Raw genomic sequence first — 25,058 nt, 5'->3', positions numbered from 1 at the left:
ATTGCCAAGTGAACGAGAAAGCTAGGAGGCTAATAATAGCGCAACTGATTCCCTCCTGCTTCTTCATGCGTCTGTTCCCGCTCCCGCCCAATTGCTAAAGTGGCCCGATACCGCCACTCAGGAGAGACGACCATGGCAGAGGATCTGCTTAGCCAACTCAAGACGATGAGCACCGTCGTGGCCGATACCGGTGACATCGATGCCATCCGCCGCTTTCAGCCCACCGACGCGACCACCAATCCCTCGCTGATCCTGCAGGCCGCTCAGCACGAGGGCCGCCGGGAGCGGCTGGCGGAAATCGCCCGGCAGGCCACCGACATCGATGACGCCCTGGATGCCGTCGCCGTAGAGATTGGCAGCGAGATCAGCGGCCTGGTGCCCGGCTACGTATCCACCGAGGTCAGCGCGCGGCTCTCCTTCGATACCGAGGCGACCCTGGCCCGTGCGCGCGCTCTGATCGAGCGCTACGATCGCCATGGCATCGGCCCCGAACGTATCCTGATCAAGATCGCCTCGACCTGGGAGGGTATCCGTGCCGCCCGCCAGTTGGAGCGCGAGGGCATCAACTGCAACCTGACCCTGCTGTTCAGCTTTGCCCAGGCACAGGCCTGTGCCGATGCCGGCGTGACCCTTGTCTCTCCCTTCGTCGGCCGCATTCTCGACTGGTACCGGGCGGAGTGGCCGGATGGCGACTTCAGCGGCGACAACGACCCTGGCGTCAAGTCGGTCAAGCGTATCTACGAACACTACAAGGGCCATGGCTACAAGACCGTGGTGATGGGCGCCAGTTTCCGCAATGTCGGCGAAATCCTGGCGCTGGCCGGCTGCGACCGCCTGACCATCTCCCCTGCCCTGCTGGGCGAGCTGGCCGAGAGCCATGAGCGGCTCGAACGCCGGCTGAGCCCGGTCGACGCCGAAACATCGCCGCCCGAACCTCAGGACGAGGCTGAGTTCCGCTGGGAGATGAACGAGGATGCAATGGCCACGGAGAAACTGGCCGAAGGGATCCGCAAGTTCGCCGCCGACCAGCACAAGCTGGAAAAGCTGCTGGGAGAATTACGCCAGTGATGAGAGGCGACAGGCAGGCGTGGCATCACACCTGCTGAAACGCTGAAACAGAGAAATCAGACGAGCTAGTGCTTGTCGGTGTGTGGGGTCTCCTGAGCCTCCAGCATCTCGACCAGCGGCTGGAACTCCTCCCGATTGTGTTCGCTCATGCGCATCAGGATGCGATGCGCTTCGAGGATGCGCTTGCGCATCTCCTCCATGTCGGCAGGTACTTCGGGCAGGTCGCTGAGTTCACAGGTTTCGGTAAGCGGCGCTTCGACCATGGCGAAGTATTGGGCAAAGCCCATGACTTCGAGCATGCGACGCACGTCCGGGTTATCGACCACGATGGTGGGCTTGTAGAGGATCCTGTCCTTGACTGCCATGGCCACCTTGGCCAGGAATCCCAAGGCGGTGGAATCCACGTTGGTGGCTTCCCGCAGATCGATCATCAGGGATTGCAACCCCGGCGTGCGCGCAAGCTGCTGGGCCTGGGTATCCAGCGTCGCGCACAGCGTCAAGCGTACGTCGCCGCACAGCTTGAGTACGAAGACACCGGAGTCGAACGCCGCCTGAACGCGGCCTTCATTCGTGATCATTGCCAAATCCGCTCAACACCATGATCGTCAGGTCATCGGGCAGTTCCTGACCGCTGCCATCCCCCTCGGCATCGATGTCGTGGAGAGTGTCCAGCACCAGGCTGTCACGAAGTCGTTCCAACGTCCCGCAAGTCAGAACACGTTGCTCGAGTTCCCTGAGCCGCGAGTCGAGCGTGTCGCCCGGCAGGCACTCCAGTATTCCATCCGAACACAACCATAACCGGAAGTTCGGCGGTAACCTATACCTCAAACGTGGATACTCCACATCGGGAAACAGGCCCACCGGCATCCCCTCGCCGGGCAGCTCGACAACCTTGTCATCGTTGACCAGCAGCGGCTTCGGCAATTGCGCGCCGAGCGAGTAGTGAAGCTCCTGGGTCTGTTGGTCAATGACGCCGACGAACAGGGTGGCGTGCTTGCCGATACCGGTATCCAGCAGCTCCCGGTTGAGCGCCGACAGCCAGCGAGTCGGCAGCGCTTCCGGCTGACAGGCGTCCCAGTCGCCGAGCCAGCGATTGAACAGATACTTGAGCAGCACCGTGACGAATGCGGACGAGGCCCCGTGGCCAGACACATCGGCGAAATAGAACAACGTGTAGCGTTCGTCAAAGCGCTGGAAATCGAGGAAATCCCCCGATAGGTAGAGCGAGGGAATCAACCAGTAGTCGCAGGTCACACCACCGATGGTCTGGGGATGAGGCGGCAGCAGCTTGCGCTGGATCTGCCCACCCGCCTGCTGGTCGAGCCTCAGCAACGCCAGGTGCGTCTCGAGGCTCTCGTTGAGCTCCTCGAGGTGCGCATTGAGCTGAGCGAGACGCTCACGGTCATGCTTGCGCTCATCCTCCAACTGACGGAGCTCGATCGCCTTGCGGATCATTCGCCGCAGCAACTGGCCATGGCGCATGGGTTCGACGACGTAATCTACCAGCCCTACGTCCACCGCCGTCAGCAGGTCGGCATCGAGACGTGAATCGCTCACCACCACCGTCGGCAAGCGCTCCGTCAGGCTCGACCACGCCAGGCTGGGAATGGCCTGGGCATGGGCGACCACCAGCAGCGTTTCCGCCGGCAGGTCCTCGAGGCGCTCCGCAGCGTACACGGCCAGGCCATCTCGAGCGATGGTATCGGCCAAGGCATCGCGATAGGCGCCGGGCTCGTCGAGTAAGCCGATCAACGGCTTCGGTGCATCCATCGGCTCAGGCCTCAGTCGGCGAAGTCGCCATCGTCGAAGTCGTCATCATCGAAGTCGAAGTCGAACTCGTCGCTGGCGAAAGGATCGTCTCCCAGTTCGCCGTCAGTGACTTCGAAGCGTCGGCGCTGCAGATATGCATCGCGAATGAAGACATAGCGGTCTCCGCGGATCAACTCTTCCTGCTCGAGAAAGCCTGCCCTTGTATCGACAATACGCAGCGCGGTCAGGCCGTAGCGTACCTTGTCATCCTCGACGTAGGTGAGCGGATAGGTATACATGTCCAAGGGCAGGCCGGAGGTATCCCTTACCGTGCTCGGCCCCAGCAGCGGCAGGACCAGATAGGGCCCCTCGCCTACGCCCCAGACACCCAGGGTCTGGCCGAAGTCTTCCTTGTCGGCGGTGATGCCCATGTGGGTGGCAAAGTCCCACAGGCCGACGATACCCACCGTCGAATTGATCAGGAAGCGCGAGGTAGACAGCCCGGCATTGGCGGGTTTGCCCTGCAGCAGGCTGTTGAGCGTGGTGCGGATCTCGCCCAGGTTGGAAAAGAAATTGCCGACGCCGGTCTGTACAGGCTGGGGCGTGACGGTACGATAGCCGCGCGCCACCGGCTTGAGCACGGTCCGGTCGATTGCCTCATTGAAAGAGAACACTCGGCGATTGAAGCCCTCCCAGGGGTCATCGGGATGGCGATCCTCCATCGCCACCCGGCCGGCACAGCCCGCCAACATGGCTATCGCCGCCAAGGCGACCAGGGCACGGGTGAAGAATCCGGTCTGCTTCACGAGCATCGGACAGGTCTCCTCATGGTGTCAGCGTGAGGCGATGCGTCATGACCGACGCACCACCACGCAGCCGGCACTGTACCCGGCACCGAACGAGCAGACCACCCCTACGTCACCCGACGCCAGGTCGGCATGGTGCAGGTGGAAAGCAATGATCGAGCCCGCCGAGCTGGTATTGGCATACCGATCGAGGATGATCGGCGCCTGTCCGGACTCGGGATCATGGCCCAGAACCCGCCGGGCGATCAGGTCGTTCATGTGATGGTTGGCCTGGTGCAGCCACAGCCGTGAGAGTTCCTCGCCGGAAAGCTCGAGACTGGCCAGGTGGTCGTTTATCAATGCCGCCACCATGGGGCAGACTTCCTTGAAGACGCGGCGCCCCTCCTGCACGAACAGCTTGTCGCTGGCCAGGGGATCGCTGTCGGTGACCCTATTGAGGAAGCCGGCATTGTTGCGAATGGCATTGGAGAAGCGTGTGGCTAGGCGCGTGCCGAGGATCTCGAAGCGAATCTCGGCCGTGGCCAGCTCGGCGTCCTCCAGCACGAGGGCGGTACAGGCGTCACCGAAGATGAAGTGGCTGTCGCGATCGCGGAAGTTGAGGTGGGCCGAACAGATCTCCGGGTTCACGACCAGGGCGCGCCGGATGTTGCCGCCACGGATGGCGCTGGCCGCCAGATCGATGGCGAAGGTGGCCGAACTGCAGGCCACGTTCATGTCGAAGGCATGCCCCTGGGTTCCCAGCAGCGCCTGCAACTCTACCGCCACCGCCGGGTAGGCTCGCTCCAGGTTGGAGCAGGCAACGATCACCATGTCGATGTCACCGGCCTCGACGCCTGCTGCATCCATGGCCTGCCGCGCGGCGGCGAGCCCCATCTCACACTGGATCGAGGGCTCGTCGTTACTGCGTTGCGGCAGGCGCGGGCGCATGCGCGCGGGGTCGAGGATGCCCTCGGCATCGAGCACGTAGCGACTGTGGATACCGGATGCCTTGACGATGAACTCACTGCTCGAGTGCAGCAGCGGTTCGCGCTCTCCGGCCTCGATCGCTGCGGCATGGCGGGCATTCTCGGTGTCCACCCAGGCATTGAACGAGGCTACCAGGGCGTCGTTGTCGATGGCGTGCTCCGGCGTGAAGAGTCCCGTACCGGTAATCACGACGTCTGTCATATCATCTCCCTCGTGCGGCCATCTCGCCGCTGGCTGTGCATCAGCTAGCCGATGCCTCATGTCTCGTATATCGGCACGCCCAGGTCAGCCTTGACCGTGCCCCACCAGCTCCACCCAGCGCCGCTCGAGGCGCTTGACGGAAACCGGCATGCGAGTCCCGAGCTGCTGGGCGAACAGTGACACCCGCAGCTCCTCGATCCACCAGCCGAACTCCACCAGTTCGGGGTCCTCGTGGCCGCCTCGGCGCTGGCTCTCGCGGCGAACCGCCAGGCGCGCCTCGAAGTCCTGGACTTCCTGCATGTGCATCTGGTCGCGCATGCGCTCGCGCGGCGCCTTCTCCAGGCGAATCAGCGCCGCCTCCATGTAGCGCGGGTACTCCTCGAGCCACTCGCCCGCCTCGCTCACGAAGCCAGGATGCACCAGTCGCTGCATCTGCACCTTCAGGTCACTGTATACCAGCGCCAGGGCCAGGCTCAGGTTCCCCTTGAGCGCCTTGGTCACGGCCAGGTGGCCTTCGAGCGCCTGCTTGAGCGTCACCACCAACCCTTCGGCGGTGGGCACCAGCTCGGCACGGGTCGCATCCAACCGGGCATCGAGCTCGGCAGCCGAGCGCGGCAGCGGCGCCTGGGCCACGGTACGGGCAAATACTGCCTCGATCAGGTCATCAAGTAACTCACGCTTGCTGCCCACCTTGGTGAACAGCAGGGCGCAGGCTTCGAGCTCCCGGAGTCGCTGGATGCTGCGCACCTGGTCCGGCAGGCGGGCCATGGCCAGCCTGACCACACCGCGGCGATGGGCCTGCTCGGCCTTGCCCGGGTGGTCGAACAGCTCGATGCGAAACGCCTCGCCTTCCGGTATCAGCGCCGGGTAGGCCTCGACCCGAATGCCCGCCTGGGTGGTCACCCGCGACTCCGGCAGCGGCGTATCGGGCAGGCCGGCGACAGCGGGCGCACCGCTGACCTCTGCCGCCAATGCCCGCGCGCCCTCGCCCGCTGCGGCCTCGAAACGTCGCTCGAGCTCGCGCACGTCACGTCCCTGGCCCAGCGTCCTGCCCTCATGATCGACCACGCGCAGGTTCATGATCAGGTGCGGTTCGAGCTGATCGTAACGCCAGTCGTCGGGGTGAAGCCGCACCCCAGTGCGTCGACGTAGGAACTCGCCCAGCGCCTCGCTGAGCGGCACGTCATCGGGCGTCAGCGTTTCCAGCGCGGCATCGACCCAGTCGGGAATCGGTACCACCTGCCGGCGGATCGCCTTGGGCAGCGACTTGAGCAGGGCAATGCATTTCTCACGCAGCAGCCCCGGCACCAGCCACTCGAGCCGCGCCCGGGGCAGTTGCGGCAACATCGCCGCCGGCACCGTCAGGGTCACGCCATCGTCCGGGGCACCCGGTTCGAAACGGTAATCGAGCGGGTAGCGGGCTCCGCCAAGCATCAGTTCGTCAGGATACTGGTCCTCGGTGACCTCCTTCGCCTCCCGTGCCAACAGTGCGGCGCGGTCGAACTTGAGCACCGCGGGATTCTCGGCCTCGGCCTTCCTGCGCCACGCCTCGAAGCCCTTGCCGTTGACGATCTCCTCGGGAACCCGCTCGTCGTAGAAGGCGAACAGGGTCTCCTCATCGACCAGGATGTCGCGCTTGCGGACCCGATCCTCGAGATCTTCGACCTCCGCTATCAGAGCGCGATTGTAGTCGAAGAACTCGCCCTTGGTGCGGAAATCGCCCTCCACCAGGGCACGACGGATGAACAGCTCACGCGCTTCTCGTGGCGCAACCGACCCGTAGTGTACGCTGCGCCCAGCCACGATGGGCAGTCCGAACAGGGTCACCTGCTCATTGGCCACTACCTGGGCACGCTTCATTTCCCAGTGCGGCTCGCTATAGCTGCGCTTGACCAGATGTTCTGCCACCGGCTCGATCCACTGCGGTTCGATCTTCGCTACCGTGCGCGCGAACAGCCGGGTGGTTTCCACCAGCTCGAAGGCCATCAGCCACTTGGGCGACTTCTTGGCCAAACCCGAGCCAGGGTGGATGACCAACTTGCGATTGCGCGCGCCCAGGTATTCGCGGTTCTCGGTGAGCATGCCGAGGTGCGAGAGCAGCCCCGGCAGCAGCGCCTTGTGCAGCTGCACGGCACCCTGTCGGCGCGCCTGCTGGCGGGCCTGGTCGAGGGTCTCACCCTCCTGGGCAGGCTCTGGCAGCGGTGCCGGCGGCGGCACCTCGATCTCCATCTCACGCAGCAGCTGGCGCAGTTGACGGAAGGTGTCGTGCCACTCTCGCAGGCGCAGGTAATTAAGGTAATGCTCCTTGCACCAGCGCCGCAGGCGGTTACCCGAAAGCTCCTCGCGGGCCGCCTCGAAGCCCTGCCACAGATTGAGCAGGGCGACGAAATCGGAATCCGGATCATGCCAGCGGCGGTGAGCCTGGTCGGCGGCCTCGCGCTTCTCCGCCGGGCGGTCGCGCGGGTCCTGTACCGCCAGCGCCGAGACGACGACCAGCACATCGCGCAACCCGCCCTGCTCGGCACCGGCCAGCACCATGCGCGCCAGGCGCGGGTCGATGGGCAGTCGTGCGAGCTTGCGCCCCACCGGCGTCAGCCGGTTGGCTTCGTCCACCGCACCCAGTTCGAAGAGCAGGCGAAATCCGTCCTTGATGAAGCGCGAATCGGGCGGGTCGACGAAGGGGAAGTGTTCGATGTCGCCAAGCTTGAGGGACAGCATCGAGAGGATCACCGAGGCCAGGTTGGTGCGTCGGATCTCGGGATCGGTGAATTCGGGGCGGGAGAGAAAATCCTCTTCGTCATACAGACGAATACAGACACCCTCGGCCACGCGCCCACAGCGCCCCTTGCGCTGGTTGGCGCTGGCCTGGCTGACCGGCTCCACCGGCAGCCGCTGGATCTTGGATCGGTAGCTGTAGCGGCTGATGCGCACCAGCCCCGGATCGATCACGTAGCGAATGCCGGGCACCGTGAGTGAGGTCTCGGCAACGTTGGTGGCCAACACGATGCGCCGCCCCGCATGAGGGGCGAAGACGCGGTTCTGCTCGGCGTTGGAGAGCCGCGCATAGAGCGGCAGGATATCGGTACCCTTGAGATCGGCACGCCGCAGCGTATCGGCGGTCTCGCGGATCTCGCGCTCGCCGGGCAGGAACACCAGGATGTCGCGCGGCCCATGAAACCAGCGCTTGTCGCGCTCGACCTGCTCGATCTCCTTCACCGCGTGCAGGATACCCTCCTGCAGGGTGCGGTCGGCCTCGTCGTCGGCCTCGCGCACCAGCGGCCGGTAGCGCACCTCCACCGGGTAGGTGCGCCCGGAAACCTCCACTACCGGTGCCGGCTCGAGTTCACCCTCTTCGCCGGGCAGAGCGAAGTGTTCGGCGAAGCGCGCCACGTCGATGGTCGCCGATGTGATGATCAACTTGAGTTCGGGCCGGCGCGACAGCAGGCGCTTGAGGTAGCCGAGCAGGAAGTCGATGTTGAGGCTTCGCTCATGGGCCTCGTCGATGATGATCGCTTCGTAGCGGCTGAGATCCGGGTCGTGGCGGGTCTCGGCCAGCAGGATGCCGTCGGTCATCAGCTTGACCAAGGTATCGTCGCCGGTCTGATCGGTGAAGCGCACCTGATAGCCCACCTGCTCCCCAAGTGGCGCCTCGAGCTCTTCGGCCAGGCGCGTGGCCACCGAGCGTGCCGCCAGGCGTCGCGGCTGGGTGTGGCCGATCAGGCCCCGGCGCCCCAGGCCCAGCTCCAGGCACAGCTTGGGCAACTGGGTGGTCTTGCCCGAGCCCGTCTCACCGGCCACCACCACCACTTGGTGCTCGCGCAACGCAGCGAGGATATCGCCGCGGCGCTCGGCTACCGGCAGCTCGGGTGGGTAGTTCAGCGTCACCGGCCGCGCCATGCGCCTCGCCGCCAACTGCGCGGAGCGCTCGACGCTGCGCGCCACCTCGGCCAGACCACGGTCCACCGGCTTGCCCTCGCGCAGGCGCCGCGCAAGGCCACTCAGCCTGCGCGCCAGCGTCTCTCGATCGCGCAGCATGACCTCGCCCAACGCGTATTCAAGGCGGTCGAGCTCGGCCTTGTCAGCGGCGGCGGTGGAACCAGTATGGATTGCGGTACTCACGAAACTCCTCTCGCCAAGGAAAAACCTGCCCGCTCCGGAAACCGGAGCGGGCAGGTCATTGTAACGCTGCCAGCCGGACTTCGGCCAATGATGCCCTGGCTAAGCCTTGTCGCCGCTCTGCTCATCACGCAACTGGCGGCGCAGCACCTTGCCGACGTTGGTCTTTGGCAACTCATCGCGGAATTCGACGAACCTGGGCACCTTGTAGCCGGTCAGCTCCTTCTTGCACCATTCGCGCAGGCTCTTCTCGTCGAGGCTATCGTCCTTCCTGACCACGAACAGCTTGACCGCCTCACCGCTGTCCTCATCCGGCACACCTACCGCGGCCGACTCGACCACGCCAGGATGACCCGCCACGACGTCTTCGATCTCGTTAGGATAGACGTTGAAGCCCGACACCAGGATCATGTCCTTCTTGCGATCGACGATCCTGATGTAGCCATCATCCTGCAGTACGGCGATGTCACCGGTGTGGAACCAGCCATCGTCGGTCAGTACCTTGGCGGTCTCCTCGTCGAGGTTCCAGTAGCCCTTCATCACCTGGGGCCCCTTGACACAAAGCTCACCCGCTTCGCCGAACGGCAGGATATTGCCGTCGTGATCCACGACCTTGACCGAAGTACCCGCCACCGGCTTGCCGATGGTGCCGAGCTGAATGGCGTCGATGGGATTGAAGCTGACCACCGGCGCGGTCTCGGTAAGACCATAGCCTTCAGCGATGGAGCATCCGGTCACCTCCTCCCAGCGCTTTGCCGAAGCCTTGGTCAACGCCATCCCGCCTGAAATCGTCAGATGCAGCCGGGAGAAGTCGAGCTTGCGGAAGTCCTCGCGATTGCACAATGCGTTGAACAGCGTGTTGAGCCCGATGAAGGCGGTGAACTTGATCTTCTGCAGCTCCTTGACGAAGTTGTCCAGGTCGCGCGGGTTGGTGATCAAGATCGAGTGATTACCGGTCTTCATCAGGAACAGGCAATTCACGGTGAAGGTATAGATGTGGTAGACCGGCAGCGGCGCGATCACCACCTCCTTGCCCTCCTCCAGGCCGGGGCCGATGGCTGCATCCGCCTGGAGCATGTTGGCTACCAGGTTGCAGTGGGTCAGCATGGTGCCCTTGGGCAAGCCGGTGGTACCACCGGTGTACTGCAGCGCAGCGATATCGTCTAGGCCACGCTCGACTTCGCGATGCTGACGCGAGGCGCCATCCTTCAGCGCCTTGCGGAACGGCACCGCCATCGGCAGCGAATAGGCCGGCACCATCTTCTTGACGTGCTTGACCACGGCATTGATCAGGAAGCGTTTGGGGAAACCGTGCAAATCGCCGAGCTCGGTCACCAGTACGTGCTCGATGTCGGTGCGGTCGAGCACCTTCTCGAGCTTGCTGGCCATGTTGGCCAGGATCAGGATCGCCCGAGCGCCGGAATCCTTGAACTGGTGAGCCATCTCACGCTCGGTGTAGAGCGGGTTGGTATTGACCACCACCAAGCCAGCACGCAGAGCACCGAACACGGCCACCGGGAACTGCAGCACGTTGGGCAGTTGGATGGCTATTCGGTCGCCCGGCTGCAGGCCGGTTTCGTGCTGCAGCCAGGCCGCAAAATCGGCTGAGAGGCGATCGAGTTCGGCGAAGGTGAGGGTCTGCCCCATGCAGGTGAATGCCGGGTTATCGGCAAAGCGTTTCACCGCGCCATGAAAGACATCCATCAGCGATCGGTACTCGTCCATGCCTTTCAGCTCGGGACCGTTGAGAATATTGGCGTTGGCTTGCTCACTCATTGGCGCTATCTCCACAGCATCGGCGACGTGGTCACTCACCCACGACCTCGACCGTTGTTATTTTGAAAACCGTTACGATATACCAGGCACCACGCGGCTGTAAAACGAACGATTGAAACATTCGTTCAACCCCTGCCGCCCCGGAAAAGAACGAGGCATTGGCTACCAAGCTGGGCAAGAACAGGCAGAAAGGCAAGTCGAGCTGAGGAAGAAAGTCAGTCCTGGGAGGCCTGAGCCTCGGCAACGAAACGGGCCACGATGCGGCCATGACGCCATACCAGCAGCTCACCCGGCACCATGCGAACCCACGCTTCGTTGCAGGTCAATGGCTCGGTCGCTACCACCGAGACGATGTCGTCAGGAGTGGTGTGCTCGGCGAAATTCACCGTCAACTCGGCATCGGAGAGTTCCGCCTTGCCGAACGGAGCGCGGCGGGTGATATGGGCCAGCTTGGTCGAACAGAAAGTGTAGAAGAACTCGCCGTCGGCCAGCAGCAGGTTGAACACGCCCTTGGCCCGCAGCGTCTCGCACAGACGATGAAGCAGTTGCCAGAAGGCCTGGTGACCCTCGAGCATGGTCTCATCGCACGTCCCAAGCGCTGGTGCCTCGGGATAGTGCTCGCGCAGGGTGGCGAGCAGCCAGCAGAAAGCATGTTCGCTGTCGGTGTCGCCCACCGGCCGGTAGAAGCTCAGCGATAATTCCTGCCAATCCTCGAGCTGGCCGTTATGCGCATAGCACCAGGTTCGTCCCCACATTTCGCGAGTGAATGGATGGGTATTGGCCAGGCGCACTTCGCCGACGTTGGCCTGGCGAATATGGCTGATGGCGATATGCGACTTGATCGGATAATCGGTGATCAATCGCGCAATGGGAGAGCGTACCGAGGGGTGCGGGTCGCGAAAGTCGCGATAACCACCCGCCTCGTAGAAAGCGATCCCCCAGCCGTCGCGATGCGGCCCGGTGCCGCCGCCACGATGCAGGAAACCGGTGAAGCTGAAGCAAATGTCGGTGGGCACGTTGGCGCTCATGCCCAACAATTCACACATGCGGTTCCTCCCGAGGCACTATGCGACGCCGCCGCAATATTCGCCATAGTAGCAGCAACACCATAAGGGCAAGCAGCATACCGCCAAGCAGCCAGCGCTGAAACGGATCACGCACCGCCTCTTCCAGCGGCCTGACCAGCACGGGGCTCCACTCTCGCCAACGCTCCTGGGCGGCCTGGGGCAACTCCTGGATTTGCCGTATGACGCGCTCGACCGGCTCGGGCAGCGCCGGCCCCGGCATCGCGCGCGGCTCGCGTATAGGAGACAGTTCCTCGTGGAAGCGAGCCACTTCCAGGGCTGGGCTGGCGTCCACTTGGTCGATCGCCGTGGCCACCGACGGGAACAGCATCAGGCGCGGCAGGTGCAGCTCGCGCGTCTCGCCTTCCAGAGTGACTTCACCGCGCAGTATCAGCGGCACACTGAGTGTCAGGTCCAGCTCGGGCAGGGCAATGCGCCAATGCCGCTCATCCATGGGTTCCGCCTCGAGACGAGCGCCCTGCAGTTGGCCATACAGACGAGTGTTGTCGCGATCGAGCGCGGGGTGCTCGGCGGCGAGGAGAACCTGCTGGCTGGCTTCGTCATGCTGTGCGGCAATTGACGGCAGCACGTTGACCGCCTGTACCCGCTGACGTCGAAAGCCCTGCCCCTCGGCACGCACGACGAACTGAGCGGTGCCGCTCAGCGCTGGCGCCGGCAAGCGGCCAACGAAGCGTTCCTCTTGCTGGCTGAGGACCACGGCCGACTGGACCGCCCCCGATGCATCGTGAAGTTCCGCCGTCAGCCGTAAATGCGCCGGCAGCTCCTCGACGCCCACCGCCTCACCTTCGCGGGCGAGCCAGGCTTCCACCGGGACATCGAAGCCCAGGTAGAACGTATTCGGCACGCCGGCCGTCTGCAGCCTGAGCGGCGACTCGACGGTGATCCGGCTGTCCTGTCCCGGTGCGCCTTCCAGGCGCCACTGGCCCGGCTGTGGATCGGGCACCTGCACCAGGTCATAGCGGGATTCGCTGCGCCACTCGGCGCCCTCGGGCGGGGAGTCGGCGGAGTAGCGACGGCCATCCGGCCCCACCAGCTCCAGCGCCTCCTCGCCGCGGAACAGCAGCGCGGTGAAGCCACGCAGGCCCGGCTCGATGAGAAAGCGCTGGTCGGTGACCGGTACTCGGTCGCTGGGGAAGATGCGATCGGCAATGGCGAGGAAGGCGCCCAGCAGGGCATCGGGAGCGGCCACCGTCGCCGAAAGCCCTCCCGTCATCTGCGCCAGGCGCTCCACCAGGTCCAGGTCGGCCTCGTCGGAGAAGGCGATGGCGTGGACGACCACGCCCTCCTCGACCAGCCTCGGCCCGAGCTCGTCCAGTAGCGCTTCCCGCGAGGCCCTGTCGATGGCAGGCTTGCTGCCACGCCAGGTGGGCAGGTCGATCATGCCATCGGTAAGCAGCACCAGGTGAGGCTGCCCCGTCACCACCTCAGCCGATGCCGCCTGATAGATGGCGGACTCGATGTCGGTATATTGCTGATAGTCGACCAGCAGACTGGACAGGGCTCTGGCGCGATCGCGCCATTCGAGATTGACCGGTGCGGGCCGTATGGGATTGGCCACATGCTCGCCGAAGGTCCAGATGCCGGCTCTGGCATCACTGGGCACCAGCGTCACCAGGAGCTCCAGCGCCTCGGCAGCGAGCTGGTCTGGATCGTTGTGACGCATGCTGCCGGATACATCGATGATGACCCGGACTTCCGGATGTTCTTCGAGCGGTGCGGCAGACAGACAGCTCGACACGACCAGGCAGCCGGCTAGACCGGCCAGCCGACGCCATATCTTGTTGTACTCCCTCCCCATCGGGGCTCCCTAGCCGATTTTCGGCTCCCGGCGCTGGGGCGACTGACGCGGCTTCTCGCTGCGCTGGCCATTGCGCCTGCTGTTATTGTGCTGCTTCTTGCTGTCCTGCTTTTCCTGCGTACCTGCGCTGGCCATGGCAGGTGCACGGAACCACCATGCCTGCAGAATGCCAACGGCGACACCCAGCATGGCACCAGCGACTACCAACAGGCCTGAAGAGATCAGTACCGAGCTATTTCGCTCGAGAAAGGCCACGGCCGCCACTACCACCGCTGGCGCCATGCCGGTATAGAACTCCCCTTCCACCAGCGGCAACCGAAAGCGGGTCGGCATCCAGAGTATGCCGGCCACTGCCCAGGTAATAGGCAAGCGCAACAGGCGTGGCAGGAAGGCCAACCCCAGGTAGCCAGCCAGCAGTACGACCAGCGACAAACCCAGATAGGTCAGCCATAGTAGGGACATCGAATCGGATGTCAGCATTGATACCTCATTCTCGCGTTACGGCCCGCCGATAACGAATCGTACAGGATGGAAAGTCACCTTGAGTATGGTACACGCGACCCAATGAAAGCACAGCCGCCACATCATTCGTTTCCCACTGCAATCAGCACCGAAGCCCTTCCTTCACCGGTCGAACGGTTTCGACGCGCCGACGATCCCGAATGGCACTGGCTGGAAGAGCGAGATGATGCGCGCGTTCAGGCCTTTCTCGAAGCCGCCAACGAAGAATCCCAAGCCTGGATGGCACCACTCGACAGCCTGGTCGAGCGGCTATACCACGGCCATCTGGCACGCCGCGAGCTGGCGGTTCACGGGCTACGCACCGCACTTGACCACTACACTTACTGGAGCGAGACGGCCACCGATGCAGATTATCCCGTGTGGTGGCGTCATCCAAATGGTCGCGAGGAAGAGACGAGCGTTTTTCTCGATCTGCAGGCACGTGCCGTGGCAGAGCACTACCTGGAGCTCGGTGACATGGCGTTGTCACCCGACGAGCGCTGGCTGGCCTGGACCGAAGACACCAGTGGCGACGAACGTTTCTCACTTTATATCAAGGCACTGCCTGACGGCGAGCCACACCTGCTGCTGGAGGAGATAGGCCCGGAACTGACCTGGGCAGAGGACAACACCACCCTGTTGTTCACCCGTTTCGATGCCACGCAGCGCCCCGACAGCATCTGGCGCCTGCCGCTCGAAGACGGCCAGGCCGGTGAACCCTCTCTACTACTACGTGAGGAGGATCCCGAGTTCTGGCTCGGGCTGGGCAAGACCCGCTCTCGGCAGTGGCTGGTACTGGAGAGCGCCTCAAAGGACACCAGCGAGTGCCATCTGCTACCGGCCTTGGCGCCGGAGCAAGCGCCGCGCTGCTTCCGACAGCGAGAAAAAGGCGTCGAGTATGGGCTGGAACACCGCCCAGGGCATTTCTACATCCTGCACAACCGCAACGCACCGCACTTTTGCCTGGATGTGATCGACGAACACGATCTCGATGCCCAATGGCAGCCGCTTCTCGGCCACCGCGACGACACCACGCTCGAAGGCGTCGAGGCCTTCGAATGGGGCCTGGCCATCACCGAGCGCGACCATAACGAGGCCCAGGTCCGTATCCGCATCGTCGAGCTCGATGCCGGTCACGAGGCCCGGCGCGACGAGCGCCTGCCACTGCCGGAGTCCCCCTGCAGCGTAATGCTCGGCGACGTGCCACACTTCGACAGTCGCCGCCTGCGCCTGCGTGAGGAGTCCTTCGTCATGCCGGTACGCTGGCTCGAGTACAACCTCGACAGTGGGGAGAGCCAGGTACTGAAGTCCCAACCGATTCACGGCAACCTGCAGCCGGCCGACCTTTGCTGCGAACGGATCTGGGCTCGTGCCCACGATGGCGAGCGCATACCGGTATCGGTGGTGATGCGCGCCGACCTGGCCGGCCGGCCATTGCCGACCCTGCTCTACGGCTATGGCGCCTATGGTGAAGTGCTCGACCCCTGGTTCTCTGTCGCCAGGCTCGAACTGCTTGCCCGTGGAGTGGCCTTTGCCGTCGCCCATGTACGCGGTGGAGGCGATCGGGGAGAGCCTTGGTATCTGGCCGGAAAGCTGGAACACAAGGAGAACAGCTTTCGCGATTTTCTCGCGGCGCGCAATGCGCTGGTCGAGAAGGGATTCAGCGACGGCGAGCGAATCGCCGCCTATGGCGCCAGCGCAGGGGGGCTGCTGGTCGGTGCCAGCCTCAACCTGGCACCCGAGGCCTTCTGTGCCGCCGTGCTCGACGTGCCCTTCGTCGATGTGCTGCGCACCATGGAGAATCCCGACCTGCCGCTGACCACCGCCGAGTACACCGAGTGGGGCAACCCCGATGAGCTGGACGCGCGCAAGCGTATTCGCGCCTACTCGCCACTGGACAACCTTTCCCCTCAGCCCTACCCCACCCTGTTTCTCCAGGGCAGTTGGCACGACTCCCGAGTCCCCTACTGGGAGCCTGCCAAGCTTTATGCCCGGCTGCTCGAGATGGGCACCGCACGCGGCCCTGTTCTGCTACGCACCGACATGGACGCCGGCCATGGTGGCGCCTCGGGCCGATTCAAGGCGTGGCACGACAATGCGCGCCAGGACGCCTTCATACTCTGGGCCCTGGGGCTGGCCGACAAGGAACCCTGAACGCCAGAATGAAGAAGACCCGACCTCAGGCCGGGTCTTCTCTATGGCTGCTGCGGGATCAGGTGCCACCACCGGCGCCACCGCCACTACCTCCACCGGCGCCACCTCCACCAGCGCCACCGCTGCTGCCCCCTCCAGAGCCACCACTATCACCGCCGCCGCCGGAACCGCCGCCATCACCACCGCCACTGCCGCCGCCATCACCACCGCCACTGCCGCCGCCATCACCACCACCATCTCCGCCGCCGGAACCGCCGCCATCACCACCACCATCTCCGCCGCCGGAACCGCCGCCATCACCACCACCATCTCCGCCGCCGTTACCGCCGCCGCCATTGCCACCACCATTTCCGCCGCCGCCATTGCCACCATCACCGTTACCGCCACCGCCGTTACCGCCACCGCCGTTACCGCCGCCGCCATCACCGTTGCCGCCACCACCGTTACCGCCGCCGCCACCACCGTTACCGCCACCGCCATTACCGTTGTCGCCGCCGCCGTTGGGTGGTGAAGTTGAAGTGCGTCCGGTGCGAGCGAGCCCCCCTCCTTCACCACCCCAGGAACCATCCAGCCCCGTCCCAAGGCCCAAGCCAGCGCCAGTGGGTGGCAGCCATTTCAGCAACTCGTCGAGTTCTTCGTCACTGAGTACAACCCCTTCGTTGAACAGCGCGTTCCAGCGCGCGGCCATCTCCTCGTCGCCGAGCGGCTCGCTCCATATCGGCGACTGTGCCAGAGCACTCGTGGTCATCATGGCGCCAAACGCCAGTCCTGCCGTCGTCGTCCATACCCGTTTCATGATCCCCTCCTTCCCGCCTGCACTGGCAGCCAAGCTATTGGCATCGCCTCGTCTATGAAACAGAAAGTTACAAATAGCAACATTCAGCATCATAGGGATCGGGGAAATTGGCCATCGGAAGCTAGGATGAAAATGCACATCAGGCGCCTGATGTGAAAACGAAAGGCAACGGCTCAAACCAAGACTGGAGCGAACCAGTCACGCTCAGCCTTTGGAAGGATCAACCGTCGATCGGCAGTATGGCGATGATGTAGTCTTCCAGCTCGTCCTCGGCCACGTCCCGCTGGGAAACGGCAAAGCTCCGAACGCTGATGCCCTTGCGGTGAACCCGCTCAGGGTCGCCAGAGATCAGCGGGTGCCAGCCCGCCAGCCGGCGCCCCTCCGCAATGCGACGGTAAGCGCAGGATTTCGGCAACCAGCGGAACTCGTCGACGCGCTGAGGCGTGAGCCGGGCACAGTCCGGCACCTGGGCCTGGCGGTTGGGATAATCGCTGCAGCGGCAGCTGTGAATGTCCAGCAGCTCACAGGCAACACCGAGCACGGCGAGATCGCCGCTTTCGTCATCCTGGAACTTGAGCAGGCAGCACTGGCCGCAGCCGTCGCACAGCGCCTCCCACTCCTCGGCGGTGAGTTCCTCGAGATCGAAGCGCTCCCAGAAACGCTCACGCATATTCAGTAGCGCGCCTCGGTGGGCGTGCGATACAGATCAAGCAAATACTCCTCCTTGGCTGGCGGCATCTGAAAATAGAATCCCTTGTCACGAATCGCCGCCATGACTTCGCTCGCCTGCGCGCGCGCCAGCTTTTTTTCCGGTGTCAGGATCATGGTCATGGTCGAAACTGGCTTGCCGAATCGTTCAAGCAACGCCTCGGGCACCTTGGCCAGCCCCTGCCGCTTGTCCACGTAGAGATACATTTCCTCCTTGCGCGGGCTCTTGTAGATCTCGCACAGCAGCTTGTCGCCTTGCATGCGGTCATCCGTCATTCGGTCTTCACCTCGTCCAGTGCTTGCTTCAAGGGCGCCGCAAGGCGCTCACCACGCCAGCCTTGGGGCAGGGGTAGCGGTTCGGCCACCAGGTCGGCGGCAATCAAGGCTTCCAGGTCGCGCCTGCGCATCAACACCTCGGGCGCCATGCCCAGTTGCTCGGCACTGTCGTTCACGACCCGCTTCAGCGCCTTCAGGCGACGCTTGTACTCCGCCCCCATGGGTGACGGCAGCGCGGCAGGCAACGCCCCCACTTCGCACTGTTGCGCCTGTTTCACCAACGCCAGCAGGGTATCGCCATCGCGCTTGACCTGGCTCGGCTTGACCTCGTCGACCTCGGCGAGCTGGTAGCGATTCTCGGGCATACTTTCGGCAATGCCGTAAAGCACCCGGTCGTTGAACAGCCACCCTCGCGGCAGGTTGCGTCGCCGGGCCTCGCCTTCGCGCCAGGTTGTCAACAGCCGGTAAGCTTCGATCTGGCGCGGCGAAAGCCGCCACAGCTGGCGATGACGACGAAACCACTGCCCATCCGCCTCGTCGCTGCGCAGGGCCTGGGCCATCAGTTCACGACAATCGGCCTCTAGCCATTCGCGCCGCCCCTGCCGCTCCAACGCTTCACGCTGGTGCTCCCAGACCTCAAGCAAGCACACCACGTCGAGAGCGGCATAGAGCCGCTGGGAGTCGCTCAGGGGACGCTGCAGCCAGTTTGAACGGGTCTCATCCTTGGGCAGAGTCTCGCCGGTCCAGTGCTGCACCAGGCGCTGGTAGCCCATGGCGGGATCCTCCCCCAGCAGCGCCTGGGCAATTTGCGTATCCACCAGCGGGGCAACCGTCACATTGGCCCAGTGCGCCAGCACTTCGAGATCCTCGCTGCTGGCATGCAGCAGCTTCAGCGGCCCCGCGCCCAGCAGCCGACGGAAGGATTCAGTGCATTCGACCACCTGTGGATCGACCAGCCAGGCCGGACCACCCGCGGAGAACTGGATCAAGGCCGGTACCGGGTGAAAGGTCTTCTCGCGAAAGAACTCGGTATCCAGCGCTATCACTTCGGCCTGGGCCACTTCGGCGCAAGCGGCATCCAGCGCCTCGGACGTATCGATCCAGTATATCTCGGGGGTCAAGGTCATGCGGTCATCCAGCAGGTAAGGACAGTGAGTCGGTATCAATCGCCACGAAACGGCAAGCGTCCATTGAACGCACGACTGAGAGTGCCGCCATCGACGTATTCGAGTTCGCCGCCCATGGGCACGCCATAGGCCAGGCGCGTAAGCGTCACACCGTGAGGTGAAAGCTGAGCGGCGATGTAGTGAGCAGTAGCTTCGCCTTCCACCGTCGGGTTGGTGGCCAGAATCACTTCGCTGATACCGCCTTCGGCAATGCGTGCCTCGAGCTGGTCGAGGCCGATGTCCTCGGGGCCGATGCCATCCAGCGGCGAAAGATGGCCATGGAGCACGAAATAGCGACCGCGAAAACCGCCCGCCTCCTCGATGGCCAACTGGTCGGCCGGCGACTCTACCACGCACAGCAGGGCGTCGTCGCGCCGGCTACTGATGCAGAGCCCGCAGATCTCCTCCTCGGTGAGGGTACGACAGCGGCGGCAATAGCCCACCTGCTCGATCGCCTGCTCGAGCACGGCGGCCAGCCGACGACCGCCGTCGCGGTCACGCTCGAGCAGGTGCATCGCCATGCGCTGCGCGGTCTTGGGACCCACCCCCGGCAGCACCCGCAGCGACTCCATCAACCTCTCCAGGAGGGGGGAAAAGCTCATTCGATACCTCTAGAAGATGGTAAGCCCGCGGGACTAGTGCACCGATTTGGGTCTATCAGAAGGGCAACTTGAACCCGGGCGGCAGATTGAGCCCTGCCGTGGCTTCTTCCATTTTCTCCCGCGAGCTGGCTTCGACCTTGCGCACGGCATCGTTGACCGCCGCGGCCAGCAGGTCCTCCAGCAGCTCCTTTTCCTCCTCCATGACGCTGGGGTCGATATCGACCTTGCTCACGTCATGACGACCGTTCATGGTCACCTTGACCATACCGGCACCAGCTTCACCGGTCACCTCGGCCTTGGCGACTTCTTCCTGGACGCGCTGCATCTTCTGCTGCATTTCCTGGGCCTGCTTCATCAGGTTGCCCATTCCACCTTTCATCATGGTCGTTCCTCTCGCTTGGCAAAATGAAACTGTCGGTATCAGGCCCTTGGAGCCATTTCCGCCGGCTTGACGCTCGATTCGATCAAGCGTGCGCCGAAGGTATCCTGCAGCTGCCTGACATGAGGGTCACGCTGCAGAGCCGCCACGGCCTCGGCGTGACGCTCGGCGGCGATGCGGTCGGCGCGCTGGCGCGGAGTTTCCACCTGCGTCGGCAATGGGCCCGGCTCGATCACCAACTGGCGCGACACGCCGATGGTGGCCAGCGCCTCCTGTACACGGCGCACGTGAATCTCTGCGTTCATGGCTTCCTGCGATGGGTCCAGGCGCAGCGTCAGCCGGTTGCCATCATCGGTTTCGACCACGCAGTGGGCTGCGAGGTTGCGCGTCAGCCCTCCCAGGCCCAGGCTGTCGAAACTTTCCAGCCAATAGTCATGGTCGAGCAGCTCACCGCGGGCAGCAATGACTTGTGGCTTCGGCGCTTCGGCGACCGGCTGCTCTGAAGGTGGCGTTTCGGCAACGGGTTCCGGCGCCTCGAGTACCGCAGTGTCGCCCTCATCTTCCCTTGGCGCCATTTCCTGCCTGCTGGCATACGGCTGCGCGATCGCTAGCATCGGCGCGGCGTGCTCTTGCGCATGGGCGGTGGCGGGTGCCTTCGGGGTGGGCTCCGCCGAGGCAGGAGCAACCTCACCCAATGGCGGTGCCATTGCCTCGTCGTCCGGCTCCTCCCAGGGCGGAGGCGGCTCGGGTGCTCTTTCGGCCTCGGCAGCAGACTCCGGCGCGCTCTGCACTGCAGCCGACTCGGCCGGCGGTTCGGGTTCCGGCGATGTTCGATCCGCTGGCACGGTAGCCGCACTGCCTGCGAGTTGGGCATTGCTTTTCGGCTCACCCGCTGCGTCCACGGGGGCAGTAGAGGTACCGCCACCGCCGGCACTGCGCAGCGGCAATGGCGTCTTCGCTGGCTGAGGCACTCCCTGAGGACGGAAAGCGAGCATACGCAACAAGGTCATCTCGAGCGCCGTGCGCAGATCGGGGGCATTGACCATATCGCCACGCCCCTGGATACCGATCTGGTAATAAAGCTGCACATCCTCGGCGGTAAAGCGCGAAGCCAGGGCCAGCACCGTTTCACGATCACCGTGGCCGTTGTCCACGGCGTCCGGCACCATCTGGGCCACTGCCAGGCGGTGCAACACGGCCGTCATGTCGTCCAGTACCGCGGCGAAATCCGGCCCCTGTTCGGCCAGTTGGGCAATCTCGCTCAATAGCCGGGGAGCATCGGTGTCGGCCAGGGCCTCGACCAGCGCCAGTACGTGGCGGTGATCGAGCGTGCCCAGCATCGCCGCGACGTCGGCATGGTGGACCTGACCCTGGCCGAAGGCGATGGCCTGGTCGGTCAGGCTCATGGCATCGCGCATGGAGCCGTCGGCAGCCCGCCCCAGCAGCCACAGCGCACTCTCCTCGAAGCCGATATCCTCGGCCTCGAGCACCTTGGCCAGGTGGCTGACAATGCGCTCCGGCGGCATGTTCTTGAGGGTGAACTGCAGGCAGCGCGACAGCACCGTGGCGGGCAGCTTCTGCGGGTCGGTGGTGGCGAGCAGGAACTTGACGTGGGGCGGCGGCTCTTCCAGCGTCTTGAGCAGGGCATTGAAACTGCTGGTGGAGAGCATGTGCACCTCGTCGATGAGATACACCTTGTAGCGGCCCTGGGTGGGAGCGTACTGCACGTTGTCGAGCAGCTCGCGGGTATCCTCCACCTTGGTGCGCGAGGCGGCATCCACCTCGATCAGGTCGACGAAACGCCCTTCGTCGATGGCACGGCAGCTGTTGCACTCGCCGCAAGGGGTGGAAGTGACGCCGTCGTCACCATATCCCTTGGCGGTGCAGTTGAGGCATTTGGCAAGTATTCTTGCCAGAGTCGTCTTGCCAACGCCGCGCGTGCCGGTGAACAGATAAGCGTGATGCAAGCGCCCTTGGTCGAGGGCGTTGACCAGCGCACGCTGGACGTGTTCCTGGCCGACCAGTTCGTGGAACGTACGCGGCCGCCACTTGCGGGCCAGAACCTGATAGCTCATTGCGGCACGAATTCCTTGAAACGGGGCTGGTGGGCAGCCGATCGGAGCAGGGCCTGCTGCGCCCCGGCGAGTCGTCCGGCGTCGAGCCGAACACGAAAACTCCCATTCTACCGGCTGTTGCCGGAGGCGCAAAGTTCGCCCCCAAATGGTGAGCGTCCCCCCGTGGCAGACATCGCTCTCAGGGCTCATCAGACAGGCAGACTGTGCTAGCATGCGTTGAGTATTTTCGACACTCCGGAGTCTCCATGACCCACTCACGCTGCGCCTCCTACTATACCGCATCGATCCATCAGGAATCGGACCACCCCCGACTGGAGGGCGACGTGACGGTCGACGTAGCCATCGTCGGCGGCGGCTTCACCGGGGTGGCTTCAGCGGTGGAGCTGGCCGAGCGCGGCTATCGGGTCGCCATCATCGAGGCCAACAAGGTCGGCTGGGGCGCCAGCGGCCGCAACGGCGGCCAGGTGACCGGCAGCCTTTCCGGCGAAGCGGCCATGCGCAAGCAGATGCGCCGCACCCTGGGCCAGGCTGCCGACGATTTCGTCTGGAATCTGCGCTGGCGCGGCCAGCGCATCATCCGTGAGCGGGTAGAAAAGTATGGCATTGCCTGCGACCTGAAGCTGGGTCATCTGCAGGCAGCCTGGAAGCCATCGCACATGGCAGCACTCCAGGCCGACTTCGAGGCCTGCCAGGCCCGCGACATGGGCGAATACGTCGAGCTGCTCGATGCGCGCCAGGTGCGCGACGTCATACGCACCGAGCTTTACCATGGTGGGCTGCTCAACCGCTACAACCTGCACCTGCACCCACTCAACCTGTGCCTGGGGGAAGCGCGCGTCGCCGAGTCACTGGGCGCAAGGATCTTCGAGGACTCTCCGGTGGTCCGAATCGACCACGGCCCCTCGCCCGCCGTGATCACCTCAAACGGCAGCGTGCATGCCGAGCGGGTGCTGCTGGCGGGCAACGCCTATCACCGCCTGGAGCGCCGCCGACTGGGCGGCAGGCTGTTTCCGGCCTCGCTGGGCATCGTCACCACCGCGCCGCTGGGCGGGCTGGCCGAGGCCATCAACCCCCATGACCTTGCCGTCTACGACTGTCGCTTCGTGCTCGACTACTACCGCCTCACCGCCGACGGCAGGCTACTGTTCGGCGGCGGCGCCAACTACTCGGGCAAGGACTCCCCCGACATCGCCGCCGAGCTGCGTCCGCGCCTGGAGGCAACCTTCCCCCAGCTTGCGGGCACGCAGATCGATTACGCCTGGCAGGGCATGGCCGGCATCGTGGTCAATCGCATCCCCATGCTGGGCCAACTGTCGGATAACGTCTATTACGCCCAGGGCTATTCGGGGCATGGGGTGGCAACTTCACACATCGTCGGCGAGATCATGGCCAAGGCGATTGCCGGACATCTGGAGGAGTTCGACACCTTTGCCGCCTGTCGCCACGTCAAGGTGCCGTTCGGCGATGCGCTGGGCAATCCGCTGCTGGCCGTCGGGATGTGGTATTACCAGCTTCTCGAGCGCTGGCGTTAGGGTTTCGCCGCTGCTTATAGTGGGCTTCGCCCAAAAATTAGAGTCGTGAGCCGCCATGACCGTATCCCGTCCCGAGCACATCGACGCCTTCCGTATCGCGCGACTGCCCGATATCCGCTTCGGCGATGGCGGTATCGCCCTCTTGCCGGCGCTGATCGCCGACTTCGGTCAACGCGTGCTGTTGGTAACCGGCAGGCGCTCCTTCATCGAATCGCTGCGCTGGAGTGAGCTGACCACAGCCCTCGAAGCGCAGGGTGCGACCTGGTATCACGTCACCATCGAGAGCGAGCCCTCCCCTCATCGGGTGGATGCCATTGTCAGCGTGCATCGAGAACACAACATCGACGTGGTGGTGGCCATCGGCGGCGGCAGCGTGCTGGATGCCGCCAAGGCAGTCGCCGGCCTGCTGCGCCCCGGCAATTCGGTGATGGATCATCTCGAGGGCGTGGGACACGGCCTTCCCTATACCGGCCCGGCGGTACCGCTGATCGCCGTGCCGACCACCGCCGGCACCGGCAGCGAAGCGACCAAGAATGCCGTGCTCAGCGTGCAGGGCGCGGAGGGCTTCAAGAAGTCGTTTCGCGACGAGCGGCTGGTCCCCGCCGTGGCGCTGGTCGACCCCGAACTGCTGGCCGGCTGTCCCAAGGCGCAGATCGCCGCCAACGGCATGGACGCCTTCACCCAGCTGCTGGAATCCTACGTCTCGCTCAATGCCAGCCCGGCCACCGATGCCCTGGCCTGGTCCGGCATGCAGGCGTTCCGTCAGGGCTTCTGGCCGGCCTGGGAGATGGATTATCCAGAGGCGGCCCGCGGTTACGGCCAGATCGCCTACGCCTCGCTGATGTCCGGCGTGACTCTGGCCCAGGCTGGCCTGGGCTCGGTACACGGACTCGCCTCACCGCTGGGCGCCTTCTTCCCGATTCCCCACGGCACGGTGTGCGGCACCCTGCTGGCCGAAGCCACCGCGGTCAATGTCGGCGCGCTGCGCCAGCGCGAACCGAATGCTAGGGCCCTGGCCAAATACGCCGAGGTCGGCCGCTTGATGGCAGGCGTGCGCGAACCGGGCGACGACGACGCCTGCGATGCCCTGGTGGCGACGCTGCGCGACTGGACCCAGCGACTCGACATACCGAGGTTGGGCGTCTACGGAATGAACCAGGACGATATCGAACGCGTGGTCGCCGGAGCCCGGGGCGGCAGCATGAAGACCAATCCACTGGTTCTGACCGATGATGAGCTGGGTGAACTGCTGGCGAGACGGCTGTAGATTCACAAGTGCTGCCGCCCGCTGCTGATCACTGGAG

General features: G+C 64.3%; 20 protein-coding genes. 5 read left to right on the top strand and 15 right to left on the bottom strand.

The genetic code is table 11. The annotated features are described in order from the left end of the window. The first annotated feature begins 132 nt into the window (after positions 1-132). Positions 133-1,068: a transaldolase gene (tal, locus tag SPH52_RS04460; RefSeq protein WP_411793789.1), complete on the top strand. Its 936-nt coding sequence runs from the start codon at positions 133-135 to the stop codon at positions 1,066-1,068. A gap of 65 nt (positions 1,069-1,133) precedes the next feature. Here the strand turns inward: tal and SPH52_RS04455 are convergent, their stop codons facing one another. The 9 genes from SPH52_RS04455 to SPH52_RS04415 form a co-directional block, all read right to left on the bottom strand. After that, positions 1,134-1,646: an STAS domain-containing protein gene (locus SPH52_RS04455; RefSeq protein WP_411793788.1), complete on the bottom strand. Its 513-nt coding sequence runs from the start codon at positions 1,644-1,646 to the stop codon at positions 1,134-1,136. Further along, positions 1,633-2,838 carry a PP2C family protein-serine/threonine phosphatase gene (locus SPH52_RS04450; protein WP_411793787.1) on the bottom strand — a complete coding sequence of 402 codons (1,206 nt, stop codon included), beginning with the start codon at positions 2,836-2,838 and terminating at the stop codon, positions 1,633-1,635. Before SPH52_RS04450 ends, SPH52_RS04455 begins: the two co-directional genes overlap by 14 nt. Before the next feature lie 11 nt (positions 2,839-2,849). Next, a complete protein-coding gene (locus SPH52_RS04445; protein WP_411793786.1) occupies positions 2,850-3,629 on the bottom strand; it encodes a VacJ family lipoprotein in 780 nt (259 codons plus the stop codon). 39 nt (positions 3,630-3,668) lie between these two features. Next, on the bottom strand, positions 3,669-4,790 hold the full coding sequence (locus SPH52_RS04440; protein WP_411793785.1) for a beta-ketoacyl-ACP synthase III: 1,122 nt from the start codon (positions 4,788-4,790) through the stop codon (positions 3,669-3,671). Positions 4,791-4,874: 84 nt separating this feature from the next. Next, complete coding sequence (hrpA, locus tag SPH52_RS04435) at positions 4,875-8,825, bottom strand: ATP-dependent RNA helicase HrpA (RefSeq protein ID WP_411794101.1); 3,951 nt, start codon at positions 8,823-8,825, stop codon at positions 4,875-4,877. A gap of 183 nt (positions 8,826-9,008) precedes the next feature. Then, positions 9,009-10,682 (bottom strand): AMP-binding protein, encoded by a 1,674-nt coding sequence (locus SPH52_RS04430; protein WP_411793784.1) that lies wholly within the window; start codon positions 10,680-10,682, stop codon positions 9,009-9,011. Between the two features lie 215 nt (positions 10,683-10,897). Beyond that, positions 10,898-11,728, bottom strand: a complete 831-nt coding sequence (locus SPH52_RS04425) for a class II glutamine amidotransferase (RefSeq protein WP_411793783.1) — start codon at positions 11,726-11,728, stop codon at positions 10,898-10,900. Further along, positions 11,721-13,565 (bottom strand): VWA domain-containing protein, encoded by a 1,845-nt coding sequence (locus SPH52_RS04420; RefSeq protein WP_411793782.1) that lies wholly within the window; start codon positions 13,563-13,565, stop codon positions 11,721-11,723. Before SPH52_RS04420 ends, SPH52_RS04425 begins: the two co-directional genes overlap by 8 nt. Before the next feature lie 9 nt (positions 13,566-13,574). Then, positions 13,575-14,045: a hypothetical protein gene (locus SPH52_RS04415; protein WP_411793781.1), complete on the bottom strand. Its 471-nt coding sequence runs from the start codon at positions 14,043-14,045 to the stop codon at positions 13,575-13,577. 84 nt (positions 14,046-14,129) lie between these two features. On the opposite strand from SPH52_RS04415, the gene SPH52_RS04410 reads away from it, so the two are divergent. Further along, positions 14,130-16,220, top strand: coding sequence for a S9 family peptidase (locus SPH52_RS04410; RefSeq protein ID WP_411793780.1), 2,091 nt, complete (start codon positions 14,130-14,132; stop codon positions 16,218-16,220). 43 nt (positions 16,221-16,263) lie between these two features. After that, positions 16,264-16,731, top strand: a complete 468-nt coding sequence (locus tag SPH52_RS04405; protein ID WP_411793779.1) for a hypothetical protein — start codon at positions 16,264-16,266, stop codon at positions 16,729-16,731. 505 nt (positions 16,732-17,236) lie between these two features. Here SPH52_RS04405 and SPH52_RS04400 read toward each other — a convergent pair. From SPH52_RS04400 to dnaX, 6 genes are read right to left on the bottom strand one after another with little or no spacing between them, the layout of a single operon-like run. After that, positions 17,237-17,686 carry a YcgN family cysteine cluster protein gene (locus SPH52_RS04400; protein ID WP_411793778.1) on the bottom strand — a complete coding sequence of 150 codons (450 nt, stop codon included), beginning with the start codon at positions 17,684-17,686 and terminating at the stop codon, positions 17,237-17,239. Between the two features lie 2 nt (positions 17,687-17,688). Beyond that, entirely contained in the window at positions 17,689-18,000 is a 312-nt protein-coding gene (locus SPH52_RS04395) for a YcgL domain-containing protein (RefSeq protein ID WP_411793777.1), read from the bottom strand. Further along, the gene (rnd, locus tag SPH52_RS04390) at positions 17,997-19,127 is read right to left on the bottom strand and encodes a ribonuclease D (protein WP_411793776.1); all 1,131 of its coding nucleotides are present in this window, start codon (positions 19,125-19,127) and stop codon (positions 17,997-17,999) included. Before rnd ends, SPH52_RS04395 begins: the two co-directional genes overlap by 4 nt. Positions 19,128-19,162: 35 nt before the next feature. Continuing rightward, positions 19,163-19,768 carry a recombination mediator RecR gene (gene recR, locus SPH52_RS04385; RefSeq protein ID WP_411793775.1) on the bottom strand — a complete coding sequence of 202 codons (606 nt, stop codon included), beginning with the start codon at positions 19,766-19,768 and terminating at the stop codon, positions 19,163-19,165. 55 nt (positions 19,769-19,823) lie between these two features. Continuing rightward, the gene (locus SPH52_RS04380; RefSeq protein WP_411793774.1) at positions 19,824-20,150 is read right to left on the bottom strand and encodes a YbaB/EbfC family nucleoid-associated protein; all 327 of its coding nucleotides are present in this window, start codon (positions 20,148-20,150) and stop codon (positions 19,824-19,826) included. Positions 20,151-20,188: 38 nt separating this feature from the next. Next, the gene (gene dnaX, locus SPH52_RS04375; RefSeq protein WP_411793773.1) at positions 20,189-22,222 is read right to left on the bottom strand and encodes a DNA polymerase III subunit gamma/tau; all 2,034 of its coding nucleotides are present in this window, start codon (positions 22,220-22,222) and stop codon (positions 20,189-20,191) included. 245 nt (positions 22,223-22,467) lie between these two features. Here dnaX and SPH52_RS04370 point away from each other — a divergent pair, with 245 nt between their 5' ends. After that, positions 22,468-23,754 carry an NAD(P)/FAD-dependent oxidoreductase gene (locus SPH52_RS04370; protein ID WP_411793772.1) on the top strand — a complete coding sequence of 429 codons (1,287 nt, stop codon included), beginning with the start codon at positions 22,468-22,470 and terminating at the stop codon, positions 23,752-23,754. 55 nt (positions 23,755-23,809) lie between these two features. Further along, the gene (locus SPH52_RS04365; protein WP_411793771.1) at positions 23,810-25,021 is read left to right on the top strand and encodes an iron-containing alcohol dehydrogenase; all 1,212 of its coding nucleotides are present in this window, start codon (positions 23,810-23,812) and stop codon (positions 25,019-25,021) included. Positions 25,022-25,058 lie beyond the last annotated feature (37 nt).

It is taken from the genome of Halomonas sp. A29 (assembly GCF_046723295.1).
Classification (GTDB): Bacteria; Pseudomonadota; Gammaproteobacteria; order Pseudomonadales; family Halomonadaceae; genus Halomonas.
Note: the sequence above shows the minus strand (reverse complement) of the source record. Positions and strands in the feature narration are given on the sequence as shown.